The sequence below is a fragment of the Fibrobacter sp. HC4 genome, from assembly GCF_023373925.1.
Classification (GTDB): Bacteria; Fibrobacterota; Fibrobacteria; order Fibrobacterales; family Fibrobacteraceae; genus Fibrobacter.
In genome coordinates this window covers 38,707-63,618 of the sequence record NZ_JALCZV010000007.1, presented here as the reverse complement: position 1 = coordinate 63,618, position 24,912 = coordinate 38,707, and the positions used below count along the sequence as shown (strand labels likewise).

At 51.3% G+C, this 24,912-nt stretch carries 17 protein-coding genes, 1 tRNA gene and 1 pseudogene; 6 read left to right on the top strand and 13 right to left on the bottom strand.

The annotated features are described in order from the left end of the window. Positions 1–2: 2 nt before the first annotated feature. On the top strand, positions 3–449 hold the full coding sequence (locus MMG03_RS06290) for a DUF6941 family protein (RefSeq protein WP_073160306.1): 447 nt from the start codon (positions 3–5) through the stop codon (positions 447–449). Here MMG03_RS06290 and MMG03_RS06285 read toward each other — a convergent pair. After that, complete coding sequence (locus MMG03_RS06285) at positions 446–1,084, bottom strand: 4'-phosphopantetheinyl transferase superfamily protein (protein WP_073286033.1); 639 nt, start codon at positions 1,082–1,084, stop codon at positions 446–448. The genes MMG03_RS06290 and MMG03_RS06285 overlap by 4 nt on opposite strands. 31 nt (positions 1,085–1,115) lie before the next feature. On the opposite strand from MMG03_RS06285, the gene MMG03_RS06280 reads away from it, so the two are divergent. Next, positions 1,116–1,667: a hypothetical protein gene (locus tag MMG03_RS06280; RefSeq protein ID WP_073160302.1), complete on the top strand. Its 552-nt coding sequence runs from the start codon at positions 1,116–1,118 to the stop codon at positions 1,665–1,667. Positions 1,668–1,781: 114 nt separating this feature from the next. After that, a tRNA-Val gene (locus tag MMG03_RS06275) sits at positions 1,782–1,855 on the top strand. A 511-nt stretch (positions 1,856–2,366) separates the two neighbouring features. Here the strand turns inward: MMG03_RS06275 and MMG03_RS06270 are convergent. From MMG03_RS06270 to MMG03_RS06260, 3 genes and pseudogenes are all read right to left on the bottom strand, one after another. Further along, a pseudogene (locus MMG03_RS06270) lies at positions 2,367–3,806 on the bottom strand (SLC13 family permease); the annotation flags it as partial. A gap of 220 nt (positions 3,807–4,026) precedes the next feature. Then, positions 4,027–8,232, bottom strand: a complete 4,206-nt coding sequence (locus MMG03_RS06265; RefSeq protein ID WP_249505894.1) for a T9SS type A sorting domain-containing protein — start codon at positions 8,230–8,232, stop codon at positions 4,027–4,029. Between the two features lie 167 nt (positions 8,233–8,399). Further along, positions 8,400–13,760, bottom strand: a complete 5,361-nt coding sequence (locus MMG03_RS06260) for an InlB B-repeat-containing protein (RefSeq protein WP_249505893.1) — start codon at positions 13,758–13,760, stop codon at positions 8,400–8,402. 301 nt (positions 13,761–14,061) lie between these two features. Between MMG03_RS06260 and MMG03_RS06255 the strand changes: the two genes are divergently transcribed. The 3 genes from MMG03_RS06255 to MMG03_RS06245 all read left to right on the top strand — a co-directional run bounded on the left by MMG03_RS06255 (position 14,062) and on the right by MMG03_RS06245 (position 17,437). Continuing rightward, positions 14,062–14,820, top strand: a complete 759-nt coding sequence (locus MMG03_RS06255; protein ID WP_073236916.1) for a transporter — start codon at positions 14,062–14,064, stop codon at positions 14,818–14,820. A gap of 164 nt (positions 14,821–14,984) precedes the next feature. Beyond that, positions 14,985–15,779 carry a hypothetical protein gene (locus MMG03_RS06250; RefSeq protein ID WP_073160296.1) on the top strand — a complete coding sequence of 265 codons (795 nt, stop codon included), beginning with the start codon at positions 14,985–14,987 and terminating at the stop codon, positions 15,777–15,779. Between the two features lie 80 nt (positions 15,780–15,859). Next, positions 15,860–17,437, top strand: coding sequence for a hypothetical protein (locus MMG03_RS06245; protein ID WP_158236695.1), 1,578 nt, complete (start codon positions 15,860–15,862; stop codon positions 17,435–17,437). Between the two features lie 76 nt (positions 17,438–17,513). On the opposite strand, the gene MMG03_RS06240 is transcribed toward MMG03_RS06245, so the two are convergent. From MMG03_RS06240 to MMG03_RS06200, 9 genes are all read right to left on the bottom strand, one after another. Beyond that, positions 17,514–19,325 (bottom strand): extracellular solute-binding protein, encoded by a 1,812-nt coding sequence (locus tag MMG03_RS06240; protein WP_249505892.1) that lies wholly within the window; start codon positions 19,323–19,325, stop codon positions 17,514–17,516. Between the two features lie 12 nt (positions 19,326–19,337). Beyond that, positions 19,338–20,168: a ribonuclease III gene (gene rnc, locus MMG03_RS06235; RefSeq protein WP_073160290.1), complete on the bottom strand. Its 831-nt coding sequence runs from the start codon at positions 20,166–20,168 to the stop codon at positions 19,338–19,340. Between the two features lie 154 nt (positions 20,169–20,322). After that, positions 20,323–20,559 carry an acyl carrier protein gene (gene acpP / locus MMG03_RS06230; RefSeq protein ID WP_073160288.1) on the bottom strand — a complete coding sequence of 79 codons (237 nt, stop codon included), beginning with the start codon at positions 20,557–20,559 and terminating at the stop codon, positions 20,323–20,325. 52 nt (positions 20,560–20,611) lie between these two features. Next, positions 20,612–21,352, bottom strand: coding sequence for a 3-oxoacyl-[acyl-carrier-protein] reductase (fabG, locus tag MMG03_RS06225; RefSeq protein ID WP_101479784.1), 741 nt, complete (start codon positions 21,350–21,352; stop codon positions 20,612–20,614). Positions 21,353–21,471: 119 nt separating this feature from the next. Further along, positions 21,472–22,392: an ACP S-malonyltransferase gene (gene fabD / locus MMG03_RS06220; protein ID WP_073160283.1), complete on the bottom strand. Its 921-nt coding sequence runs from the start codon at positions 22,390–22,392 to the stop codon at positions 21,472–21,474. A gap of 270 nt (positions 22,393–22,662) precedes the next feature. Continuing rightward, positions 22,663–22,812: a hypothetical protein gene (locus MMG03_RS06215; protein ID WP_158535511.1), complete on the bottom strand. Its 150-nt coding sequence runs from the start codon at positions 22,810–22,812 to the stop codon at positions 22,663–22,665. Positions 22,813–23,113: 301 nt separating this feature from the next. Next, on the bottom strand, positions 23,114–24,100 hold the full coding sequence (gene plsX / locus MMG03_RS06210; RefSeq protein ID WP_088665951.1) for a phosphate acyltransferase PlsX: 987 nt from the start codon (positions 24,098–24,100) through the stop codon (positions 23,114–23,116). Between the two features lie 72 nt (positions 24,101–24,172). Beyond that, entirely contained in the window at positions 24,173–24,358 is a 186-nt protein-coding gene (rpmF, locus tag MMG03_RS06205; RefSeq protein WP_073160278.1) for a 50S ribosomal protein L32, read from the bottom strand. Positions 24,359–24,375: 17 nt separating this feature from the next. Continuing rightward, complete coding sequence (locus MMG03_RS06200; protein ID WP_073160276.1) at positions 24,376–24,903, bottom strand: DUF177 domain-containing protein; 528 nt, start codon at positions 24,901–24,903, stop codon at positions 24,376–24,378. Between the last annotated feature and the right edge of the window lie 9 nt (positions 24,904–24,912).

The window sequence follows — 24,912 nt, the reverse complement described above, 5'->3', positions numbered from 1 at the left end:
TAATGAATATTGAAGTTGCAGCAATTTGTGACGCCGCTACTGCCAGCGACATGGGTGGCCGTCTGAACATTCTTGGCGCATTTGACCGCGTTTTTGCCCAGCAGTTCCCCATGCAGATTCCCCAGTGCGCTGTAGCCTTCCGTATCCGCTACCAGCGTGCAGAAGCCGGCGAACATGAGCTGTCCCTGGTCTTCGAAGACGTATGCGGCAACCCGGTGGTTAACCCCATGCAGTCCAAGATTCCTCTGGCACCGGTAGCACAGGGTTTCGACACCGCCGCCGTGAACATGGTCCTGAACCTGCAGCGCCTTCCCATTAAGCGCGCCGACAAGTACATCGTACGCCTCTCCGTCGACAACGAAGAACTGGTCAGCCTGCCCCTCTATGCACTGACCGCTCCCCTGCCGCCGGGCGCACCCGCTGCACAGGGCGAACAGAACCTCAACTAATCAAGGTTAGACTTGCGGGAAACCGCAACACAAAGGGCCGCCGGGAAACCGGCGCCTTTTTTATTTTCTGAAAAACATTGCCCGTCCAGGTCAACAAAATGAACCTGACGCTCACCGCCTTCGGGCCCTGCCCACACCGAATCCTCCAGTACAGAGCGACCGATGGCGCCTTCGAAGAATGATCCTCCTACGCACTTGTAGAGGGCCTCTTTCCGAGACCACAGGCGGTAAAACTCAACCGTCTGCGCTTCTATCCCGCGATTTTCAAGTTCACGGAGTGCGGTAATCTCCTGGGCATTATAAAAACGTTCTGCCAGGCGCAAATGCTTGGGGGAATGGCGTTCCAGGTCCACCCCCACCAGCAAATCCTTGCCGGTCGCAGGGTCTCCATAGGCCACGACGCAATAGCCCTTGGAATGGGTCCAGTTCACGTCAAAGTCCAGCTTCGGGAACCGGGGCCTAGGATCTTCCTCGGACTCCTGCAGATCAGAGGCGGCGATGGACTCCCCCGACGCCTCCCTTAGAATTCTGAAGATTACCTCCCGATGGGGACCGTCCATGACAAAGCCCGCCAGGTGAACTACACCCAGGGGCGTTTCTACGTCAAGCCGATCCAACTCCGGAAATTCAGTCATCAATGCCAAAGATAATTTCTAGTTTAGGGCCATGAAGTTCCCAACCCGCATTTTTACAGCCATAATTACAGGCGCCACTTTCGCCACCACCTTGATGGGGTGCAGCGACATCAACAGCAGTTGGGAAGTCAAGGGCGGCGGCTATTTCAAGTACACTGTCAACGGAGAGGGCCCCTACACCATCGACCTGGATAAAAACGATGTGGAGCCCCCTTACTACGTCAACAACCAGCACCATTATTTCTACTTCCAGACGCAGCTCTCCGCAAGCAGCCGAAAGGACCAGTTTGCCCTGCTGGTAAACAACCCCTCTACAGGCAAGGACCTGACCCCTGTGGCACGGGCAAGCATCAACGGAAGAATGCAGAATGTCACCTGGATGAAAGCGGAAGGTTCGTCCCAGTCCCCCATAATTCCCGACAGCAGCTCGATCCATTTCGACGAGATCATCGGAGATTCCCTGTGGACAGCCGACCTGAACCTGTATTTCAAGGATTGCCGTTCCGGCTCCTGCAAGGACGCCCTGCCACCACTCCACGTGAAGGGCCGCCTGCGTTACTGGGTCCCCGAAGACGAGCGATAATTTCCGGCACAAAGAAACAAACTCAATTTTTTTGCCCAAATCCCCTTGACAAATTACAGAAGCTTTCTATATTTGGGCTACCCTAACGGAAGTTAGAACCAAATGGTCGCAAATGGTCGATTAGCTCAGTTGGTTAGAGCGCTACCTTGACATGGTAGAGGTCACAGATTCGAGTTCTGTATCGACCACTGAAAGAAACCTCGCTGAAAAGCGAGGTTTTTTCGTATATATAAAATACGTCAAACAAAGTCCGTCATCCCTTTTTGAAGGACTGGCGTAGAATTCAGAAAGTCAAGTTCCCAGACCGCATAAAAAAACGAGACGCCCTGTTTCCAGAGCGCCTCTATTCCGCTAAACTTGCGAATGTTTGCGGGACCAGGCCCGCGATATAGCAGCGGGAAGAACCCGCCACCTTAATTACTTAGCTTCGGCAGCAGCCGGGGCTTCAGCGGCGGGAGCAGCTTCAGCCTTAACTTCTTCAACCTTAGCAGCTTCTGCAGCAGGAGCGGCAGCAGCGGAGTCAACCACTTCAACCTTGGCGGCAGAGTCAGCCGGCAGGGCGACAGTGCTATCGGCAGCAACTGCAGCGGCGGTGTCAGCAACAGCGGCAGGAGCCGGAGCTTCGGCAGCCACAGGTGCAGCAACCGGAGCAGCTTCGGTGGGCTTCACAACGGGAGCGCCAAAGAACTGAGCCTTAGCCAGGATAATCATCATACCCCAGGAGAGTACGAGACCAACGAGACCCATCACAACGCCAGTGATTGCCATACCCTTGGTATCGGTGTAGCCGGTAGCGTGGGCAAGAGCGTTAGGCGGAGTGGAGATCGGCATGGACATACCGAGAGAAGAAGCGAAGGCAACAGAAACCAGGAGAGCGGTAACGCCACCGAGACCGGTGAGGTTGTCCTGGCAAGCAATGCCAACTGCGCAAAGAATAGGAACGAGAAGAGTTGCAGTAGAGGTATGGCTCATGAAGTTAGCCATGAACAGGCAGATGATACCGCAACCGACCATGAGAGCAACCGGAGACCAGCTTGCAAACGGAATGGTCTTGATCAAGTGAGCGGCAAGACCGGTAGCGTTGAGGCCAACACCCAGTGCGAAACCACCAGCAACCAGCCAGAGAACGTCCCAGCTCATTTCGTTCAGGTCCTTCTTGGTGATAACACCAGTCAGGGCGAACACTGCCATAGGAATCATAGCGATAGCGTTGTCGTTAATGCCATGGACACCCTTACCGGTAACCCACAGGAGAACGCAGAGAACGAAAGTAATGTAGACGATGATGGCCTTGGGGCTGGTGTCGAACTTGCCAGCGCCTTCGATGTTCAGGATCATTTCCTTCATCTTGATGGGGTAAATCTTCATCAAGAGAACCCATGCGATAACCATCAGAATAATAACGTAGGGAACGCCGAAAGCCATCCACTGACCGAAGGAAACCGGGTTTGCAGCCAGGTCGCCGCGGGCGATAGCGTCGTTCAGGGCGCCAAGAGCGATAGCGTTAGGAGGAGTACCGATCGGGGTACCCATACCACCGATGTTTGCACCGAGAGGAATGGCGAGAGCGAAAGCAGCCTTACCGCGGTCGTTTTCATCAAACAGCTTCAGCACCGGAGCGAGGATAGCCAGCATCATAGCGGCGGTAGCGGTGTTGCTCATGAACATAGAGAACACGGCGGTGATGAGCATGAGGCCCAGGAGCACGAACTTCGGGTTCTTTCCGAAAGGCTTCAGGAGCACGCGAGCCAGGTTCAAGTCCAGCTTGTACTTGGTAGCGGCAGCTGCCAGGAAGAAACCTCCCAGGAACAGCATGATGATGGGGTTAGCGAAGGTAGCCATCACAGACTTGTGGCTAATCATGGTAACGCCATCAACACGGAACATGGACAGGGAGGAATCAGACATGGTGATGATCATGAGGACGATCACCAGCATGGAGGTGGACCAGATCGGGAACGGTTGGAGAATCCAGAAGAGAGCTGCCATGACGAATACGCCAATGACGCGGATTTCCAGCGGGTTCAGGATGCCCATGGGGCTTGCTGCATCGAATCCCAGGGATTCGTACGGCAAGTAGAGAGCAACAATTGCGAGAATTGTTGCGATAACGAATTTGATGAATTTAGCCTTTGTCATAGTGCGCCCAAATTTAGAATAAAAGGATACCTATGGCAATGTCTTTAATTCATAATTGAGAATCGGAATATCAATAGCTTTTATCAATAAATCTTTAAAATCAATCAAATTCCATCAATTAACAACTTTCCTTTACGAATTAATCATTATTTATTATAAAAGACGTCCGGTTTCCCGGGCGTCTTCTTCGCCATAAATCGGCAAAACGGTCGAATTTGGCCTATTTTACAATAATCTTCCGGGAAGCCTTCTCCCCTGCCACCTGGACATGGAGCAGGTACAAGCCGGTTCTGGGAGCCTCGAGGGCCACGCGGTTCGTTCCGGCAGCGGCACGGCCCTTGTAAGAAGCCTTCACCTTGCCGTGCAGATCCAGCACATTTACGACCATACGGGCGCCAGCCAGGGATTCTTCCACGATAAAGCCCACATCCAAAGAACCTGCAGCCTGGACAAAGCGAAGCCCACCCACAGCCGAAGCCACCACGGCGTTCGCCCTGGTCACATGGACCGTGGCATTGGAACCGGAGGTCTTCAGGGCGACCTTCAGGGCGGCACCTTCCTTCATCTCCGTTGTTTCACCGTTTACGGTTACAAATACGCGGTAACCCATATCATTCAGGGCGGCCACGCCCACCAGGGTCAGTTCACCCATTCGGTCAGAACTTGCACTCAGGCTCAAATCCCACTTATAGCTCTGGGATTCAGACTTAAAGGACTTGGCCAGGGCGCGCTTGCCTTCGACGATAGACAGCGAAACACGGTCACCCATGGCGGCAGGCGGTTCAGAACCCACAAAGGGTTCCGGGCTCACACCCATGATGTTCCAGGAATCTTCGCGACCATTCTTATCGGAAAGAACGGCCTGGATGTACCAATTGGAGTTATTTTCGGCCTTGGCCAGGGATTTTTTGAGGACCGCAGGCGAATTACCGCTAACCTTGGAATCGGAGATGTATACCGGTTCCGCCTTTAGACGCCATTCCACAGGTCCAGACACTTCAGCCCATACCGCTTCGTAGGGCATCAACGTATCGGCAGCCACATAGTCGCCCGACTTTACATCGTAACGCACGAAGTTTACGCGGGACTTTTCGTTGACCGACTTGCGTTCATTTTCGTGCCCCGCATAAAGGCTGACGTAACAACCATAGGGATTTGCCACCAGGTTCCAACCGCTGTAGGAACTGTCCAGGTTCCACTTCACGTCCTTGTAAAGAGGTTCCCTCTTGGAATTCAGCAGCAAGTCCTGACCGGTCAGAGTGTTATACCAGAAGCCACGGCGGTCGTCAAATTCTTCGCCACGGCCCAGTTCCTTGTACTGCCAGTACAAACCGGGAGTACCCATGTCGTCCCACCAGTAGAAAATCTGGTCGTCATCACGGGAAAGCTTAGACGTATCCACCAGCGCCATGGAAATCATCTGCCAGGTATCCTCGCCGGTAGCCACAATCCGATCTTCCACCACGTAGGGATATTCCCTGGAATCCACAAACTTGCCACCTTCGGACAGGCGCACGCTAAACTTGTAGCTTCCCGGTCGAAGAGGGAACTTGCGGAAGCTCAAAGTGTCAGAAGTTTTCTCCACGGACTTTGTCAAAAGCGTATCCACCACGCCCATGGCATCGATCAGGAAGGCATAAGCCTTCACGCCACGAGCCACATCGAAATCGCTCGTCTTGAACTTCATCGCAACCGCATTGCCGGAACCCATCAAGGTATCGTACACAATTTCAACAGGCGTCTTGTTGGCCTTGCCGAAGTATGCCTTCAGTTCGCCATCCATGCGGGCCAGAGGCAAAGCGACACCTTCCGCAAAATAATAGGTGATGCTATCGGAACCATGCAGCACCAGGGAATCCAGCTCATAGCCCGCATCCGGCGTTCCATTCGCCACAAGACGGAATCCATCCATCCGCTTCGGAAGCAAAGTGGAACCGTCTGCAGCAAAGCGATACTCACTGGCAACGGAATCATTTTCCAGGGACACATTCTGCAGCACCAGCACACCATGTTCGGAGGAGACCTTCAGGTGGTTGTAGTTGCCACATTCCTGTGCGTCGGCCCACACGGCATAAAGCTTATTCTTGCCGGATTCGGCAAAACGTTCCGCCAGATGCAAGTCAAAGGCCGTATACACCCAGTCCTGTTCCGAAAGCTCCGTCTTTTCGGACCAGCCAACAACGCAGGCGTCAGAAGTATAGACGTAAGCCGGCAGCTTATAGGTCGCTGTATCATTCTGATTGGCGAATGTGTAACGGGCACTGTCCACCCAGTCATAGCCATAATAAATCTGCTTTTTATCAAGGGCTGTTGTCTTTTCGTCGAACAGTACGTCAAAGACCAGTTCTACATCCACCGGCTCTTCCTCTTCAGGCTTCTTGTTAATCTCAAATACGACCTTCGCTAAATTACCCCAGCCAAGATAATAGTTTTCCTCCTCTTCGTTCGAGAAGTGATAACACTCGCGGAATTCAAGAAATTCCTCTAACGAGTTATAACTCATCCCGTCCTCTTCACTGCCAGATTCTCCGAGGGAGTTATATTCAGTCTCACATTCCATTGCGTAAACTTTTACGCTGTTTTTGACAAATTCGTATTTCTCGTCAGGCACAACCTTGAACCAGACTTGAACTCCCATAGTATCGGAAGCGAACAGCTTGCCATTCTCGTCAAAGGCATGGAACAAGGTATCCTTTCCCAAAAACTGGTAAGCCCAGACCGATGCATGGCCCTCTTCAAAAACAGCAATTTCCTTTGCATCACTGGCGTCCTTGTCCTTCCACACGGCATAGAGGGTCGTGGGCGCATCGGGGTTCATGCTTCCATAATCCTGCAATTCCTGCAAGTCAACATAAATACGGTCGGTTGCACTCCTACGACTCGCGCGGATCAAGGACCATCCCAAAAAAGCCTTTGTCTTGTGGAATACCATCCTACTATGGGACTGGCCGTAATAAACCGTATCCGGCTGGGGGATCACCGCACTTTCAAAGAACAGGTCCTCCATTTCTTCGGGAGTCAACTCGAAATCATAAGCGTAATAGCGGGGCGAGTTCCTTTCAAAAGAAATAGTCCAGTTTGCACTTTCCATCAAATTGACGTTGGCCATTTCGTTAAACACGAAGGTTCCAGAAACTCCATCGATTACCTTCTCCACGGAAATCTGACGTAAGGAGTAACCATCCTTAGGCTTGGGCACAACCGTAACAGGGATAGAATATCCCCATAGAACAGGAAGATCCAATTCCGGAACGCCGCTGACATTGGTTTTCAATTCAAGCTTAACCAGGTCTACTTCATCGCCATTGGGGTAAGTCTGTACAACTTCTACAGAGCCCCCTTCATCCGCATAAAAAACATTTTCCCACTTGTCCATCACCATGTTGCACTGGCCTACCTTAGACAACTTCATGGAATAGGAATCTTCGGCATTCATGATTGCGGCAAGTTCGGCAGTCATCCCCAGGGCAACGCCACCCTTATACTGTTCAGCCAATTCCTCGGAGGCCGGAACCCAGCCATATCGGCAACCATTCATATCGTAAACAATGGGGAAATCCCCACTCCCGATACTATAGCCAACGGCCCCGCTGGGCCAGCCAAAACCATATTCGTCATTCACGTAGAATAGGCCCTGACCATCGACGGGATGTTCAAAAGACAAGGAATAGGTCAAAGCGGAATACGAAGCCTTCAGCTTGTACTTACAACCTCTTATCGGCTTAATTTTGAGAATCCGTGTTTCACGCTCATAAGAAAAGCTATCATCACAAACGGATCCATTTACAGCACTAGCCTCATCACGAACCATCTCAATATCGCTAAGTTCATAACCCGCATCAGGCAAATCCAGGACATGGAACGTAAACGAAGCATATTCCGAATTCCCTTCTGTAGTGCCGACTAAAATCAACTTCCAGGGAATCTCAAAAGTCGTGGAGTTGGGAGCAATTGAGATCGAATCCATCTCCAATTTCGGAGACAACTGCGAATAATAATACTGCTGCAACCGAATGCTTCCATGCAAGCTAGCCCCCTCGTTCTCAGGAACAATCTCTACAGGCACAGTAGCCGGATTAATGCAATTGATACCAGTCCATCGGGCGTACAATTGGATATTGCCATCATCTGTCCCGGAAGCAGCCACCAAAGCCGAAGTTATCCTACCGTATGAACTAGCAAGGCTGTTCTCAGGCTCCAAAGTCCAACCATCAAAGCAGTAACCATCCGTCCTAAAAATTTGATCTATACTGGGGAACTCGGCCCCACCTTGATCATCAACGGGACCCTCAAAAGACTGCATAAAACCGTCTGACAGGAAAACATTACCCGGCCGACTTTTCTGATTCAGGTCGAAGTAAACCGTATAGACTTCTTCATCCTGCCCCATAGCAAGACTTGCTAAACTCACCACGGACAAGGCCATGGCACACAAAAATTTCGAGAATCTCACCATAAGAGTCCCTTTTATTCAGTACATACTTCCGATAGGAAATATAGCTACTTGTAAGAGTATTGTAAGAAAGCCACCGGGGCAAAACCCCAGTGGCTAGACTCATACGGTTAAACAAGAACTATTAGGACCGCGAAAGGTTACTTCACCATCACCTTGGCGTTCATGGTCTGGCTTCCAACCTTCACCTGCATGAAGTAAAGGCCGGACTTGGGAGCCTGCAGATCAAGTACGTTCTGGCCGGCGCGGGCGGCAAAGTTGCCGCGGGCCACGCTCTTGCCGTTTACACTCACCAGAGCGTAGTGGCCATTGGCCCCAGCCAATGCGTCGGCCGCATTGAAGCCAACCTGCAGCGATCCTGCGTTCTGCAACACCTTGAATCCGTTCAGGGCGGCAGAGGCAACAGCCATGTCACTGCGAGCAGCCACACGGACCTGCACCTGCTTGGCATCCTGCTTCAGGGCGACATTCAGGGACTTTCCGTCGGTCACTTCCTTGGTTTCACCGTCAACAGTCACATACATGACGTAACCCAATTCCTTAAGGGCGTCAACACCTTCAAAGGTGAGCTTGCCTTCGCGGGCGGTATTTGCACTCAGGTCCAGGATCCATTCGTATTCCGATGCCACAGCCTTGATACTCTTGGCCAGAACAGAACCCTTGGCACTTTCGCGGATCGAGAGATTCACGCGGTCGCCCATGCCAGAAGGAGGCTCATCCAAGGTTTCGGCACTGCTGCCGGCACCCAGAATGTTCCAGGAGTCCACCTTGCCGTTATCGTCGGAAAGGGCAACAACCACACTCCAGTTATCCGCAGAAGCCTTACGGGCGGAACCCTTGCGCATAGAGGCAACCTTTCCAGCAACAGACAGGTCATTCTTCTCGGCATAATTGTAATCAGGGTCAGCCTTCACGCTGAACACCGTGGAGTGATCCACCCGAGCCCATACCGCTTCATAGGGTCCAACCACTTCGGCAACGCTGTAGGCACCCAGTTCGGAATCCCAGTGCCAGAAGACAACCTCGGCGTCACTTTCCGTTTTTCCCTTAGAAAGGTCTACGTACCAGCCATAGGGATTTGCCACCAGATTCCAACCGCTATACTTGTTATCCAGTTTCCACTGGATTTCGGCATCTGCAGAAACTTCCACTTCACGAAGGGGAATGGCAACTTCCCTTGCAGAGCCAACCCAGTAACCGCGGGTCTCATCAATGGGGCCACCGCGATAGGAACGATACTGCCAGTATTCTCCGACAGGATTCAGTTCATCCCACCAGTAGAAATTCATTTCAGAAGCGCTCAAGGTGCTTTCATCCATTGCCACTACAGAAACCATCTGCCAGCTCTTGGCCTGCATGACCACTTCCTTCTTTACCTCGTAGGACTCCTGGTAAATCACCTTGCCACCCACTTCAACAGTTACGTAGGACTTGCCCTTGGGAGCGGGCACCATTTCCCAGTAGCCGTCAGTGACCGTAGCCGTAGCAATAACCATTCCCAGTTCGTCAAGCACAGTCACCGTGGCAGGTTCGTCGGAACCCTCGGTCTTGAAAGACAGGCGGATAGCGTTGCCAGACTGTTCAAACTTCGGAGAGACTATCTGCACTTCTACCTGATTAGAGCTGCTGGAGGCAGGTTCTTCAGAGGCGGAAGAACTGGGCTTTCCAATGTAGGTAGAGTCGTAAACGGCCTTTATATTCATGTCGCGGATAACCTTGCCCAGAGTTTCGCTCCAGCCCTTAAAGGAGTACACATAATCTTCGGTAGCCTTGCGATCCAGAGCCATGCTGTTGGCCAAGTGGATGGTGTCGCCATGGGGAACCATCATTTCGTAAACGATGCTATCCTTGTAATCCCTGAAGACTACCTTGTATTTAATAGTATCATAGATTGCGTTGATCTTGAGATCACCGACAATTTCGGTGTAGCTGGAATCCCAACCCACAAAAGTCAGACCTTCAATAACAGGAGCTTCGGGGGCCACCGCTGCCTGGCCATATTCTACCTGAGATTCATAAACCGTTCCATTGATTACAAAGGACACGGTGTACTTTACCAGGGAAGAATCGTATTCGGCCACATACACAACATTGTCGGTCACCTTTTCTACAGCAGGAGTCCAACCCTTGAAGGTGTAATCATACTGTTCTGTAGACTGACGGCGCGGTACTGCAGGGGCAGTCACTTCTGCACCATAAGTCAGCGACAGGAACTTGAGGGTATCGCCATCGTAATCTTCGAACACAACAGCATAGTTGAGCTGTTCATATTCAGCCTTGATTACAAGATCTGCCTTTACCTGCTTGTATTCATCACTGCTCCAGCTAATGAATTTATAACCTAGACGGGACGGATCGGCAGGAGTTTCAACGGAACCTTCATAAGTTATTTCCTTGGTCAGCAGCTCTGTTCCATCAAAATCCTGGAATACAACTTTATACATAACGGCTTCAGATTTAAAGACAGCCTTCAACACCACGTCTTCATCGGGCATGGTTGCAGGAATCACATCAGAGCCATCTTCCATTACCCACTTGACAAAGGTATAGGAATACTTTTCGTCGGCAGCCTTCTCGATGTCAGACATCAATGTGATTGCGCTTCCGTAAGCAACTTCAATATTTTCAAGCACACCATCTTCATCATCCATATAGACCAGCTGATGAACATTAGCCGTAAACTTTGCATAGACAGTGATGTCGCTCTTGACATCCTTGTAGTCATCGCTATCCCAACCAGTAAAGGTATGGCCAATCTTCTTGACACCGCTGGGAACAACGGCAGATTTACCATACTCAACAAGCTGCGTAGAGATAGTGTCGTCCAAGGCCTTAAGGAAGGTGACGGTATAGGAGTTGATTTCATAGATAGCTCTAACAGTCAGATTACCCGTAACTTCAGAAAAATCCTTATCCCACTTCACAAAGGTGTAGCCTGCGACTTCGGGAACGTCGGGAGCATTGGCAGCCGAACCAGGATCTGCATTCACCACAACCAACTGTTTGTCGTCAAAGCCCAGGAAGGTCACCTTAAACGAGACCTTTCCTTCGGGAATTGTCGGAGAATAACTACCATGAGCAAGGAAGGGCAAAGTTCCCAAATAGTAATCTTTGTCAAAAGACCAGATATAGTCCTTGCTGTTTTCGAAGGCACTGTTCAGGAGACCCGCAAAGGATTCCTTTTTCACATCAGCACTTTTCTGTACACCATTGTAGCTGGCATTGAGATTGGCCTCGTCACCGTTACGGATTAGGAACTTGATATTGGTGTCTTCGGTCCAGTCTCCAGCAACACCCTTTCCACCAAAGGGACCAACATCCAGATCGTCTTCACCGTAGTGGTAGCAGGACTTGATGCTATATGCTTTCGTTTGCTGATCGGCCACAAGGTAAGCCAACCTTTTAACACCCTTGTCATTCTTGGAATTACCTTCCATTGTAGCATTTACCAGAATGTTACCAACGCTAAAAGCACCTACAATGGACACGGTATCCTTTTCATTCACATTCACAGACTGGCCAACCATGCCACCCATAAGAAGGGTGTCACCCGAGAAAGTACCCTCTGCAGTAATATTTGCAACTACGGCCACAGAGGACACATCGTGGAGTTCGCGACAGACACCGCAGACACCACCAATTTTAGCCACCTGATTGTCATTATAGGTTCGAGTTACCGGATCGGCGTGAACCGCATTCAACTTAATCAGGTTTTCGGAACGAACAAAGATGCCATTAAAATCAACAGCCTTTCCGCCATTAAGGTTCGGATACGTACCGACAACACCACCCACAACAACAGTATTCAAACTGTCAGCCACTTCGATGGCACCGTCATAGTAAATTTCGGTAAGAGGCAGAGCCTTGGCCGTGGCAGAATTCATAAAGCCAACCACGCCGCCCACAACAACCGAGTCAAACACGGTAAAGCCGTTGGACATCAAGTCACCATAGGCGGTCTTTGTACGAACATCGATATTCACAGAAGACGTATCCTTGGACAACCCATCGCCATTGGTAGCAAAACAGGCGTCACCGGCAATGCCACCCACAAAGGCCTGAACATGAAGGCCATCAACATCCTTGGCGGATCCGGCAATACGAATATTTCCTTGAGAACGGGATTCCTTGATAGAAACGTAAATCGTATCGGAATCACCGCCGAGACAGCGGTTACTTGCACCAAGGATACCACCGGCTGCATAGCGGTAAATACCTTCAACCTTGAGAGAATCCTTCAGAGAAAGTTCCGCCTGGCTATTCTTGATAAGCAGTCTAGACATACCAAGAAGAGAATCACGACCCACAAGGCCACCGGCAAAGATATTCTTCTGGAGAACGCTATTAACAGATACGCCTCCCACGGAACCATCAGAAATTTCACCATTGAAAGAGGACTTGATGATGTTAATGGAACCTTCCTGCTGGGAACCGTTTTCATAAAGCACGCCGGCAAAACCAACAAGGCCACCCATGGCGCTGCCGCCAGAAATCCTGGCAACTTCTTCGCCAGCCTGGGAACCGGAGGTCACATTGAGAACGGAGTCGAAGGAGGCGGCCATCATACCCACAACGCCACCCAGGGCAGAATTATTATCTGCAGGGATGTTCTGCACAACAGCATTAACACGAGTATCCTTGAAAGAAGGGTCTGCCTGAGAACGGACAGACACACCGGCGATACCGCCAAGGAATACTCCATATCCATAGTTCGTGCTCTTGACCGTGGAGTTATAGGCATTCCCCATAACCTTGGAACCGGCAAAACCGCTAGTGATCTTGGTGTTGTTGATAATGCTGATACCATCTTCCACAACAGAATTCTTGACAGTGGAATTGTTCAGTACACCAACGAGGGCACCTGCAAAAGGTGCATCAATCTGGACATTGGAAAGCTTGACTTTGTCAATAGAAGACAGGCTGATTCGACCAACAAGGGCTCCCACCGGATAATAATCTTCGCCCTTTTCACTTTCGCCATCAATGATAATGCGGACGTTTTCAATGGTAAAGTTAGAGATGTTTGCATTGTCGATTGATTCAAAAAGACCGACCGGTCCGCTCATTTTGGAACTATGGTAGCACAAATTGGTGATTTTCTTGCCATCACCATAAAATTCATTGCTAACACGGAACGGCAACGGCTTATGATTGACGGCACAGGAACCATCGGCAGAAATTTCTCCCAGGTCGATATTGGATTCCAATCTGAGGGTGTGCTTGCTTTTTGCACCGATCCAGTGCTTTTCCAGCAGGTAGTAAAGGCTATCGGGTGTTGCCTTTACAGACTGCACACAAGTCTTACCAGCAGGCCCTGCGGGGCCCCCGCACCTAGCAGCTTCCTGCTTTAGGTAGAACACAGAATCCTGCGTAACGCAACCAAAACCGCAAACAACCGAAGAAACCTGCAAATTCAAGGAAAAAAAGCTGTTTCCAGCAGCAAAAACCATGCTGGCGGCAAGCAGCATGGCACACAGGATAAAATTGAATCTCATCTTCATAATTCCACCTCTGTAATCCTTACTTTACAAAGATACCCATTATTTCGTAAAAAAGGGGATTTTCACTTAATATGGGTCTTCCATTGTGACATACCGCAACAGCTGTTCACACATCACACATGCGCACCATTCCGTCCGTCTTTACGCAAGCCGTAAACCGTCGACAAACAACGAGTCAGCGTACTCGTCATCATTTGTGAGAAAAATCACCCAAAAAAAGCGTAATCTCTTTACATTATTACATTCAACATATTATATTTATTACGAAAACACTTCAAAACCCTATCAAGGAGACAAAAAGATGATCAAGAAGATTGCACTCGCAGGCGCTCTGGCTGCAACAGCATCCTTTGCAACCTGGGACAAGTTCCCCGTTCTCGAAGCAGGCAAGGGCCAGGCTAAGGTTGGCGTAGGCTACGATATGCAGGGTGACTACAGCGACCTCGGCATGTATGCCGGCGCTCGCTACACCGTTATCCAGGGCTTGGAACTGGGTCTCGCTGTTCCGTTCCGCTTCTACTCTGACTTCGACGGCAACGACCTGAAGGCAGACGGTCTCGGCAACATTCCTCTCATGGTTCGCTACCAGTTCATGCCCACCATGAACGCATTCGTTGACGTGAACCTCCCGGTTGGTGACGATTCCTACAACGACGACGCATGGAACTTCCACGCTGGTGTCCAGTTCTCTCAGAAATTCGGCATGATCGACCTGGGTACTGAAGCCGGTCTCGCTATCACCACCGAAGGTGATGACGAAGTTTCTCCTCCGTGGGAACTGAACATCGGTGCAGAAGCCGACTTCGTTCTCGGCGGCCCTGTTACCCCGTACGTCGGCATTGACATGAACATGCTCCTGGGTGAATACACCCACGACGGCGACGAACTCCCGGGTTCTGACGAAAGCGGTACTCTCGGTCTGTGGATCTATGCTGGTGTTGGCTACGCTATCAACCAGATGATCAGCCTCGACGCTTCCTTCGGCTTCGGTATCGGCGAAGACTACTACGGCGAAGACACTCCGATGTCCATCGACGTGAACGCCAAGTTCAACTTCTAATTCCCTGCTAGCGCTCGCTAGACTGGAATTACAAAGGGTTCTGCCGCAAGGCAGGCCCTTTTTTTGGTGGCGGTCACAAAAACTTACGATAATATTATTTAACATATAAAAACGTCTAACCTTTTCTACATTTTGGACTGGTTTGAAAAACTAAGGAGATGTTTATGTTCAAGAAAATTATCGCAGCAGCAGCTATCGCAGCCTCTGCAGCATTCGCAACTTGGGACTATTTCCCGGTTCAGGAAGCAGGCAAGGGAACCCTCCATGGCGGCCTCTACTACGACTGGCACCATGAATGGTCTCAGGCAGGCCTCAACCTGGGCGCACGTTACACCGTCATCCAGAACTTGGAACTTTCTCTGCAGGGCTGGGGCTACCAGTTCTGGAGCGAAGTGGATTGCCAGGGCTGCACCAACGGTGGCGACGGTCTCCGCGACCTGACCATCGGCGGCCGTTATCAGATTACCCCCATGGTTAGCGGTTTCATCGACCTGCGTCTCCCCATCGGTAACGATGACGACGGCGTCAACGGCCATCCGCCTTCCAATAGCGAAGTTTCCATTTACCTGGGCGGCCAGTTCTCTATGCCGATCCAGGGCGTTCAGGGCCTCTCCTTCGGTACCGAAGCCGGCCTTGACTGGGGTTTCGAACACGACAACTACGAACGCGGTCTCGAAATCCACATTGCTGGCGAAATGGACTTCGCCGTTCCCAACCAGATCTTTATCCCCTATCTGGGCCTGAAGTTCAAGCTGCAGCTCACCGAAGATACCTGGGAAGACGACAAGGGTAACGAATGGGGCGCTGACGACAGCGGCGACTCCCAGTTCAACCTGTGGCTGGGCTGTAAGTTCGCCCTCAACCCGCAGATCCTCCTGGATGCACGTCTCATCTTCCGTTCTGGCGACATGGACGGCGATGCAACCGGTCTCTATGCAGGCGTAGACTTCAACTTCTAAGTTGAAAATCTCACAAGCTTTAAGGAACATCCCATTGCGGGATGTTCTTTTTTGTTGTTTAACTTATATTTACATTCAGCATGATACGCAAATTGGTTATGGTGTTGTTCAGCCTGGCGGCCGGGATTGCCTTCGCAAGCCCTCAACTGGTGATGTCCCAACAGGACCCTGCCGTACTCAAGGCATACATTTCCCAACTGAGGGAAATGCGAAACAGCGGCAAGTTCTCCGCAGCCGAAAGGGAGCAGCTAGATGAACTGTGGCGCACCGCCGCCGATATCGAGGTGATGAATGACCGATGCGGCACGATTTCCATTACCGAAGAAATCGATGAATCCTGCGGAAACTTCTACCAGTATGAACTTCCCAAGTTCGAAACCCAGTATTTCAAGCTCACCGGCGAAATCCGCCTGAGCCCCAACAGACTTTCAAACGCTATCGAACAAAGGCGCCAGGCCATCAACCAGTGTTATGAAGCCCTGCAGGTCGACGCCTTCTACCCCACCCGCTATTTCACTCTCGAAGGCAGCTACACTCCGGAACCCCTTTCCAAGGGCGTCGAAGTCAGCTACAACTTTAGCCTAGAAGAAAACCGAGGCGCCATCAACGACCTGAACGACCGGATCCGCCAATGGTACAACGCCTGCGGGAAGATCATCCACCACAGCGACAACAGCGGCGCCCTGGCCCCCATTTTCGTGGAACTGGTCCGACAGAGCCGCGCTAACGCAAGCAAGGCGAACGGCGGCCTGTATTTTGAACTGGAACAAGGATACGGCAAAAGACTGCTAGTAAAAACAAAGGACGGCATCGAGGGAGTCTACTACCTGAACGGCCGAGAACTGTTCAACTATAAAATCCAGTCAAGCCGGGTCGTCTTTTCGATTAACCTGGACGGCAGACGGTCAAGCGCTGACCTTGTTCAGGGAGACCATTGGCGAGACCGCGTCATATTTGACGACAGCGACCTGAGGGACGGACTCATGGGCAGGTTCGTGTGGGGTAAACCCCGCAATCCCTGGCTCGACACCAAGCAGCCTTCCACAAGCTCTCCTGCCGCAGAATACAAATCCTACGATGACGGTTGGGAAAATCATAACAGCACTTCATCTGTACAGACCAGCAGTACACCAAGTTCCTTCGGAATCTACCTCCAGGCTCTAGGCGGCATCAACCTCACCTTCGGGGAAGCAAGCGAAGCCGAACCGTTCAAGGATTTCGAAACCGAAAATGATTCCGTCACAGCCATCACCGGATACGCAGTTGGCTTGCTTGTCTTTGAATTCACAAGGCAATTCGCCATCGGCCTAGGCGGAGGAATCTCCTGGAACAACGTGACCTACGAACATTGCAACGGGCATTTTGACACCAGCTGCGATGAAGAAAACATCCACCAGGCAGCAGCCCCAATGGCCACCGCAGAAATCAATATCGGCGAAGGATTGAACGGAGGCGTCCGCTTCAGCTACATCTTTGACAAGGACATGCCCACCACCTATCTGGCGGGGTTCGCGGAACTGGGAAACGTTCTAGGAATAGAACTGGGATGGGCCCACGCCGACGGTCTATGGGACAATATCTACATGGGGCTGAGCCTGAGACTCCCGCCCCGACACTTGAGCGACTTACTAAAGGAAACAGGTTCCAAAAAGAAGTAACCGCAAAAAAAATGCAGACTTAAAAATGCCCGTCGCTTGACGGGCATTTCGTTTATACCATGGCGGTCATCCGCAATTACTTTACATCATATTCAGGAATGGGCAGGGCTTCGCCAGCCTTCATAGCCTTATCGAGAGCTGCAGACTTTACCGGATCCACCCACCAGTAAACGGGGATGGCGTCTTCGCGATTGAAATTGTCCAGAACCTTTTCGGGCATGCCAAAACGGTTCCAGTACAGTATGCGGTGGTGATCGCACTGCCACATCAGAACGTAAGGCACAATCTCGGAAAGACGGTTATCCAGTGCCTTCAGGATTTCGTTGCGCTTCGCCAAATCAAATTCAGTCTTCTGCAATTCAATCAGGCTGTCCACCACGGCATCCTGCAAACCGCTCAAGTTGTTAGTGCCCTTGTCCATAGCCGTCTTGGAGGACCAGCTGGCCTCGGGATCACGAAGTCGGCCTGCGCCCCAGTTCACCCAGTAAAGGTCAAAGTCCGCATCGTCAAGACGCTTACGCAAGGTGCTCTGGCTCATCTGTTCGATGGTGGCCACCACGCCGATCTTCTTCAGGTCTTCCTGGAAGAGCGTCAGATGACGCAGGTCTTCGCTGCTGGTAATGAAGTTAATTGCAAAAGGTTTGCCATCCTTTTCCAGAACACCCTGACCGTTGACCTTGTAACCCGCTTCCGCAAAGAGGGCGCGGGCACTGTCCGGATTGAACTTGTACATAGTGGCCTTGGGGTTGGTATTGTTGGGCCACAAGTCAGGATAGTAGCTGTTCTGCAGGAAGTACTGACCGTACATGTACTTTTCGTTCATGGCTTCGCGGTTCAGCATAAAGTTCAGGGCACGACGGACGCGAACATCCTGGTACTCGGGCTTGCGCATATTGATGGCCATGCCCTGGAAACCGATAGGTTCCTTATTGAAGATGCGCTGCTTTACGGCCCAGCCCTTCTGCACGGCATCGAAGTCAGTCTGCTTCATCCAGATGCTGCTGGTGTAGATAGCGTAGGCGTTGAAGTCCTGCTTCTTGAATGCTTCCAAGGCCTTGGTCTGGTCGTTCATGAAGCGGTAACGGATCTTCTGGAAGTTGTACTTGCCACGGTTCCAGTTCTTCTTGAAGCCCCACCAGTCGGCACGGCGGGCCAGTTCCACATAGCGGTCTTCACGGAAGGTCTTGATGATGTAGGGGCCAGAAACCACCGGGAAATCGTAACGGATCTGGTTGAAGTCCTTGCCCTGCCAGGCATGCTTGGGGAATGCCAGCATACCGGCCGCTTCCCAGAAGTTGCCCCAGTGAATTTCCTTGGCAGTCATCTTGATGGTCAAGCTATCCACAACTTCGGGACGGTCAAAGCGAGAAAGTCCCACCTTGAAAATGGGAGTCAGGTTCTTCTCGTCCATGATCACGTCGTAGTAGTACTGCACATCTTCGGCGGTAATGGACTTGCCGTCGCTCCACTTGGCGCGAGGGTCCACGTGGAAAGTAAAAGTCTTGCCGTCTTCGCCCACGCTCCAGGAATCAGCCAATACGCCCACTTCCTTGTCTTCGGTACTATGGAGGGAGACCAGCGGTTCGAACATCATGCCCATCAACTCTGCAGAGAAGCTGTTGTAGTCTTCCCACATGTTGAAGGACTTGGGCATGGCGGAACCCCACAAGGTAATGGCACCGCAGGGGCGAGCCTCCTTGGAAGCCACCGGGTCAAACTCGCCAGTAGCTTCGGGATCCATAGGCAGAATCGGGCAATCCGCTTCAGAAACGGCAGCCTTTGATGCAGAGCCCTTACCCGAATTGGAACCAGACTCATTGCAGGCTATCAAAACGGCGGACACCGCCAGAGGCATCATTAAACCAAAAGCAACTTTCTTAAAATTCATCTTTCGTCTCAACTAGGGCAAGCCAACGTGGCGTGCGGATTGTTTCTTGGGTTTGGAATTTGCGTCGGCGGACTTGTCTGCATCATCAGCGGAGTTGGCGGCGTCTTCAGCCAAGAGCATTTCAAGGCTGACGCGGGCCGCTTCCTGTTCGGCCTTCTTCTTGTTGGGGCCAGAACCACGACCGTAGGTTTTATCGTTGATGTGGACTTCGGTGGTGAACACCTTCTGATGTTCCGGGCCGTCTTCGCCAATCAAGACGTAAACCGGCGACGTACGACGCTTCCCCTGCAGGTATTCCAGCAAGGCGCTCTTGTGGTTTACGAAATCGTCGGCCACAATGATTTCCTTGATGCGAGGGAAATGGAACTTGTTGAGAATGGCACGGACTTCTTCCAGACCGCCATCCAGGTATACAGCACCAAGTACGGCTTCGTAGGCGTCAGCCACAATAGTTTCCTTGCCGCGGCCACCCATCTTCATCTCGGACTTTCCAATCTTGATATATTCGCTCAAGCCCCATTCCTTGCTGGACTGGGCGCAGGCGTGACCCGACACGATGGCACTCTTGCGCTTGGAAAGATCACCTTCCGGGTCGTTGGGATAGTTGCGGTACAGATACTCGGTGGTAAGCATGTTGAGCACGGAATCGCCCAGAAATTCCAGACGTTCGTTGTTGCTCTCGTAGGGCATATCCTTTCCTGTCAGGAAGGAACGATGCACCAGGGCATGAGCCAGCAGTTCCGGATCTCTGAATCTGTACCCAAGCTTTGCCTCAAGCCCGTCCTCGGACTTCTGGCGAAACCAGAGCTTTAATACTTTGTGCAATAAATTTTCGTTTTCCAAATTTATCTCCTATGGGGAAACGCGGGTTGGATCCGCATACTGAATATAATACGTAAAGATAAAAAGACAGCCCAACCGCACAAAAATAAAACGGCCCCGGGAAGTTCCAGGGACCGCTTTAAATTCGATTGCTTAATTCCAACAAATCAAGAAATTACTTCTTGGATTCGATGAAGGCGACAACGTCGGAAACCTTCTGGAACTTTTCTGCATCGCTGTCGAGGATTTCGACTTCGAATTCGTCTTCGAGAGCCATAACCAGTTCGACGCGGTCGAGGGAGTCAGCACCGAGGTCGTTACCGAATTCGGATTCCGGCTTCACATCTTCAGCCTTAACTTCGAGTTTGGCAACGATAACGTCGACAACCTTCTTAAAAATTTCTTCGTTCATTTTAGTCTCCATTTTTGGATTAAGTGTTTGAGTTTAATTTAGTAAAAAATCGTTAAGCGTTCAAGCCCCCGTCAACGCCCAATACCTGTCCGGTAATGTAGGAAGCGTCGTCGGATGCCAAAAATGCCACAGCCTTGGCCACATCTTCGGGGTTGCCAATGCGCTGCAGGGGGATAGAAGCGGCGTACTTTTCCTTGGTAGCGTCGTCCATCTTGGCAGTCATGTCGGTGCCGATAAAGCCAGGAGCCACAGCATTCACGGTAATGCCGCGGGAAGCGAATTCCATGGCGTTGGACTTGGTCATGCCGATGATACCGGCCTTGGCTGCGGCATAGTTGGCCTGGCCAGCCTGACCACGAATAGCGTTGATGCTGGTAATATTGATAATGCGGCCTGCGCGCTTGCCCATCATGGTGCGGGCCACGGCGCGGGTGCAGAGGAACACGGAGCGGAGGTTGGTCTGGATGACGGCGTCGAAGTCTTCGTCCTTCATGCGCATCAGCAGGCCGTCGCGGGTGATACCGGCGTTGTTCACCAGGATATCCACGGTACCCATATCAGCAATGATCTGCTTGAACACGTTCTGTACAGTTTCGGAGTCGCCAACGTTGCAGGCATAGCTCTTGACCTGCACGCCCAGTTCGGCGCTCAACTTGGCAGCCAAGTCTTCCTTCACGGAGGTGGAAAGGATGGCCACATCGGCACCTTCGCGTGCCAGTTCAGTCGCAATGGCGAGACCGATACCGCGGGATGCGCCAGTAACAATAGCCTTCTTGCCAGTAAGTTTACCCATATTTAGCCTATAGTTTAAAGGTTAAAGGTTAAAGATTGATGTTTAAGGTTAAAGGATAAAGGATAAAGGATAAAGGATAAAGGGGTTTCTTTATGCTTTATCCTTTCCGCTTTACGCTATTAGCCCTTCAGGGCTGCAAAAGCTTCGATGGTTTCGACGGGGGTGACCTTCACGTCGCGGCTGATCTTGCGCATGAGGCCCATGAGAACCTTGCCGGAACCCACTTCAACACCCTGGGTTACACCGAGGGAGATAGCCTTGTTCATGCAGTCGTTCCAGCGAACCGGGGACACCAGCTGGCGGACCAGGAGGTCTGCAATTTCCTTGCCGGAAGTCACAGGTTCTGCAATGACGTTAGCGATAACCGGCTTAGCCACATCGTTGAAGGTAGTCTTTGCAATAGCTTCGGCGAGACCCGGCTGAGCGAACTGCATCAGCGGAGAGTGGAAAGCACCGGACACGGCCAGGGGGATAGCCTTGATGCCAGCAGCAGCGCAGTTTTCAACCAGCTTGTTCACGCCTTCGACGGCACCGGACACCACAATCTGGCCCGGGCAGTTGATGTTTGCCGGAACCACGACACCTGCATCCTTCACGGATTCGCAGAGTTCGATAATCTTTGCTTCGTCCTGACCCATGATGGCAGCCATGGCACCGGGGTTCTTGGAACCGGCAGAGGCCATCAGTTCGCCACGGGTGCGGACCAGGCGGAGACCGTCGGCGAAGCTGAAACCGCCAGCGGCATAGATTGCAGAGTATTCACCCAGGGAGTGACCTGCAACGTAGTCAAATTCAAAACCTTCGGACTTGAGAAGTTCCATCACCATTGCAGAAACGGTGAAGAGAGCGGGCTGGGTATTGTCGGTGCTCTTGAGAACGTCTTCCGGACCTTCAGCCATGAGCTTGGACAGGGAGAAGCCGAGAATTTCGTCAGCTTCCTGCATGATCTTCTTGGCAGGTTCAAAAGTAGAAGCCAGAGTCTGGCCCATACCAACATACTGGGCACCCTGGCCCGGGAAAAGAAGAATGGTCTTAGACATGTTTTTCCTTGAGTGTAAAACAACGACTTGTAATATACGTCACAAAATTACAAAAATCATACCGCAAACAGGAGGGGCCAGTCCAAATTCAATGATATAAAAAGGTGTCTAAAGACTTACGTCACCAAAAAGGCAATCTCTTTGAGCATCAAAGGATTAAGCGCATTAGAACAAGGTCAAGGATTTTATATTTTACGCAAAACATCATCGGGACGGGCCTAGTCCTGGAGCCTTTTTGTTGAATGTTTACATCTTTTTTCTGGGAATAAATTAGGAGAACATATAAATATATTCAAGAATCTTGCCGTGATGTCCATCGCCGCGATCATGCTTATTGCCTGCGGAGGCGATAACGGTTCCAGCGCCAAGGACGACGAAATTATCCCGAGGAAAAAGCGGAAAAGAGATCAAGCGCGTCATGGGCAAGTAACTCCAGCTCTGTATTTCAAATCGTTTCGATAAATAAGTCCAATGGCTTCTCCGTCCGTTGTGTAATGGTGGAGTAACACCAATCTCCTAAACAATTCTCCCCAAAAAAGATTCTAGGGAACCCTCTGGTGAGGGCTCCCATTCCCAAGTTTAAATGATAATGATACGCAAAAGGCGTATCGAGGGTAAAATTGAATTTGTAAAAAAAAGACAGGATTTCAGTCCTGTCTTTTTTCGTTCGTCACTGGATCCTTCGCTTCACTTCGTTCCGCTCAGGATGACAATCCGCGGATTATGCCTGAGCGGGAGCTGCGTCGTCCTTGATTTCAGACAAACGAGCGTTCACAGCCTTGGCCACGCCGAGGCGAGCGTACTTGGCGGCAACTTCAACAGCCTTTTCGATAGCCAGAGCGTCGGAACGGCCGTGAGCGATAATGCCGGTGCCGTTGAGACCCAGGAGCAAGGCGCCACCGGTCATGCGGTAGTCCCACATTTCGTCGAACTTGCGACCAGCTTCGGAATCGATGTTGCCGAACATCTTGTGATGCATTTCGTAGAAGCCTTCGATCATCTTGAGAATTACGTTACCTGTAAAGCCAGAGGTAACAGCCACGTCGGCCTTACCCATGATCAGGTCTTCGCCTTCGATGTTGCCGATGAAGTTCACGGGAGCGTTCTTCAGGAGCTGGTAGGCTTCCTGGCAAACTGCGGGGCCCTTGTGTTCTTCTTCGCCCATGTTCACGAGACCGACCTTCGGCTTTTCGCGACCGAAGTAGGTTTCGGCAAATGCAGAACCTGCAATAGCGAAGTCTACGAGTACAGAAGCGCGTTCATCTACGTTAGCGCCAGCATCCACGAGGACGATGGGCTTTTCGGCGGTGGGGATCACGCAGCCGATAGGCGGACGGCCAAACTTTTCGGTGGTCTTGCCAAGAAGCATAAGGCAGCTGGCCATCATGGCGCCAGAGTTACCGGCACTGACGGAAGCATCGACCATACCCTTCTTCTGGAGGGCGACGCAAGTCACCAGACCGGAATGAGGCTTCTTCTTGAGGACCTGTACAGGATGTTCATCCATGGCCACCGGATCCGGTGCGTCAACCACAGAAATGCCGTGACCGGTGTAGCCACGCTTTTCAAGACCAGCCTTGACCTCGGCCTCAGGTCCGCACAAAACAATATGCAGATCGGCATCCTTGTTGGCAGCGTTAATGGCGCCTTCAATCACAACGTCGGGAGCGAAATCGCCACCCAGGGCATCCAGTGCAACTTTAACCACAATAACTCCTTATACATCAAAAAAAGTAAGCCCCGGCGCATGCCGGAACTTACCTTAATATAATCAATTAAATTAGGCTTCGGCCTTCATGTCGACAACTTCGACACCGTTATAGAAACCGCAAACCGGGCACACGCGGTGCGGACGCTTCACGGAACCGCAATGATCGCAGGTAGCCATAGCGGGCACGTCCATCTTCCAGTGGGTGCGGCGCTTGTCACGACGAGCGGTAGAGGTTTTTCTTTTAGGTACTGCCATTTTTAACTCCTGTTAGTCTAGTTACCCTTAGACATTTTGTCTTTGAGGGCCTTGAGTTTGTCCCAGCGAGGATCCATAGGCTTTTCACCATCGGATTCTTCGCCAGCTTGATTGTTTGTTACAAAGATAAAATCTTCGTCGGGATTTTTCACGGGTGCTTGCGGTTCTTGCAGTATAATTAGCTCACGAACGCACTCGGAAACATCGACGAAGTACTGCCCCTGGGGAATCTTGTAGGCAAAAACGTCTACATCTTCCTCGTCCAATTCTTGCTTGGCCACCTGAAGACGTTCAACTTCGACCACGATTTCAGTGGAGAAGGGTCGATCGAACGGTTCAAGAGTACGGGAGCAGGTCAGCGTCTGAACGCCAGAGATAGAGCCAGTCACAAGCCACTTGTTGTCGCCTTCGGGGCTAACCAGCACCTGAGCTACCAGATCGCCCTTTAGGTGCAGTTCGTCGAAGAGTTCAGGGGCATCGGCATGGGACCAGACCACCTGGCGGTCTTCGGGTTCAGTCAAGGTTTGTGCAATTTCTATTCTCACAGTGAGCGC